General features: G+C 65.4%; 3 protein-coding genes. 2 read left to right on the top strand and 1 reads right to left on the bottom strand.

The genetic code is table 11. The annotated features are described in order from the left end of the window. Window positions 1–762: amidohydrolase family protein (locus tag AC6RA4_RS24475; protein WP_500164770.1), on the bottom strand; the 762-nt coding region annotated here is incomplete at its 3' end. 289 nt (window positions 763–1,051) lie between these two features. Between AC6RA4_RS24475 and AC6RA4_RS24470 the strand changes: the two genes are divergently transcribed. Then, window positions 1,052–1,474, top strand: a complete 423-nt coding sequence (locus tag AC6RA4_RS24470; protein ID WP_500164768.1) for a nuclear transport factor 2 family protein — start codon at window positions 1,052–1,054, stop codon at window positions 1,472–1,474. A 351-nt stretch (window positions 1,475–1,825) separates the two neighbouring features. Continuing rightward, window positions 1,826–2,321, top strand: a 496-nt coding sequence (locus AC6RA4_RS24465) for a hypothetical protein (protein WP_500164766.1), incomplete at its 3' end; no start/stop codon positions are given.

Below are 2,321 nucleotides of genomic sequence, written 5' to 3'. Positions count from 1 at the left end.
CGCGCCCTCAAACCGCTCCTGATCGGCCTGGGCGAGCTTGGTGACATGGCCGATGGCAACCCGCCCCTGCATGCCATGGGCGAGCGTCTGGCGCGCCACCTCGTCGAGGTGCCGCCAGCTTGTGTCGAGGTCGAAATCGAGGTGAAAATCGAGATCCACGTCGAACGCGCGCGCCATGGCGAAGACCCGCGCAATCTGGCCCTCGGGATCGGTGTCGGTATAGGGGCAGCCGCCCAGCAGGTCGGCCCCCTGCCGCAACGCCTCGCGCAGCAGCTCTTCGGTGCCGGGGTAGTTCAGCAGACCCTCCTGCGGGAACACGCAGATCTGCAGCTCGAGCGCCCAGGCGTAGTCGGCCTTGAGCCGTCGCACCGCCTCGAAGCCCGCCAGACCGATCACCGGGTCGATCTCGACCTGTGTCCGGATCAAGGTCGTGCCCTGCCCGATGGCCTTGTCGAGCACCTGCGCGCCGCGCTCATAGACATCTTCGGCGGTAAAGTCGCGCTTGGCCGCAGTGACCGCTTGCAGCGCGCCCTTGAGGTCGCCCGAGCGGTTCTGCGCCCGCTCGAGGATGCAGGCCTTGTCGAGATGCAGGTGGCTGTCGGCAAAGCCCCGGATCAGCAGCCCGCCACCGGCGTCGCGCTGCGGCTCGTCGCTGGCGATGCTCGGCGCGATCTCGGCGATACGCCCGTCCTTGACGCCGAGATCGACAGGCGCGGCCCCGTCGCCGAGCCGCGCGCCGCGGATCACCAGATCGAGGCTCATCGCGCACCTCCGGACCCGCGCGCCTGCCCGGTGCCCTGCCTCGCCCTGATCTGTCCCGGATGCCGCATGCTCTGACCTCATCTGCGCTGGCAGGTGTTCCTGCCGGATTACGTGGCTGCCGCGAGACGCCTGTCAAAACCCAGGCCCGGAATCCGCGCGCATTTGCACCGAAACGCGCGCGCATCGCCCGTCGTATCGGCAATTCCCTGCAATTCCTGTAGGAAATAACGGCCCGAAGGTCTAGCACAGGCGAGACCGCAACCCCGCCGCACCGTCCGAGGAGGCCCCCATGTCCAAGACCCTGCCCATCGACCCCGAGACCCTCGGCCCGGAAGCGCGCATCGTGCATGACTATCTCGAAGCCTCGATGGTGCCCGACCCCGAGCGCGCGGCGACCTACATGGCCGACGAGGTGGTGATCACCTTCACCGGCGGGCGGGTCTATCACCACCCCTCGGGCCCCGCCGGCTTCAACGCCATGCGCTACGCCTGGGTGAAAAAGGACATGCGCCAGTTCGATGTGGCCCAGGGCGCCGCGGGCACCGTGGTCTATTCCACCGGCTACCTCTACGGCGAATGGCCCGACGGCACGCCTTTCGAGGGCAACCGCTATGTCGACCGCTTCGAGGTCGAGAACGGCAAGATCGTGAAGATGGACGTCTGGAACGACAGCGCCGAGCGCATCCTGACCGCACGCGGCATCGAGGCCTGAGACCCGTCGCGCCCCGCAGGCCGGGCGGGTCAGCGCTGCCGCGCAACGGCCGTGACGAAGGCTGCGGGCGCCCTGATACAGCGCCATGATACGGCGTGTCGGACCGACCGGCGCCCTTGGGCTAAAGGCCAGCGCACCGTGCCTGTCCGGGGCAAAAATCGATCCACTCGCGCAGGACACAGCCGCCGAAAACTCTCACCGAGAGACGCCGTTTTCGCGCAGGCGCAAGCCAGTCTGACAGCGTGCGCGCGAAAAATATCCTTTGACTCAGCGCGATCATTCACGGCTTGATACATCCTATAGGAGATTTGACCCTACGTTAATTATATCCAAGCCATTGGAGGGCGCCCCATGTCGAATGTCGCGGGAAAAGCCTATGCGATGAACGTGGTGACCCCAAGTCGCCCATGCGTCACCTGGATCAACCGAGTGCTCTTCATGGCCGCGCGCGGCCGCCCGTCGAACCTCATGGGATTGCTCGGGCTGTCGCTCATCCACTTCGCCAGGTGGGTCATCATCAAGCGCGACCAGTGGCCCGATCTCGGCCAGGGCAAGGAGACGCTCGACAACGACTACATGCTGTTCTGTTCGAATTTCAACGGCACCTGGGACCAGTACATCGATGCCTTCTCCGACGGGATCCCGAACGGCCTCAACCTGTTCTGGTTCTCGGCGAGCAAGTACCCGCTGTCGATCCCGATCACGCCGTTCAAGGATTACATCACCTACAACCAGATCGGCACCGACTATTACTACAACGCCACGCCGGGCTCGGCGCAGCGCGACATCAAGGCCAGCCTGACCGTCTATGACACCATTCTGAAGCTGGCCGAGGCCAAGCGAATTC

It is taken from the genome of Salipiger sp. (assembly GCF_059781815.1).
This window is presented reverse-complemented; position numbering and strand designations above follow the sequence as displayed.

Excerpts from the sequence above, each read along its gene's own strand:
- AC6RA4_RS24470 (WP_500164768.1), top strand. The coding sequence starts at position 1,052 with ATGTCCAAGACCCTGCCCATCGACCCCGAGACCCTCGGCCCGGAAGCG.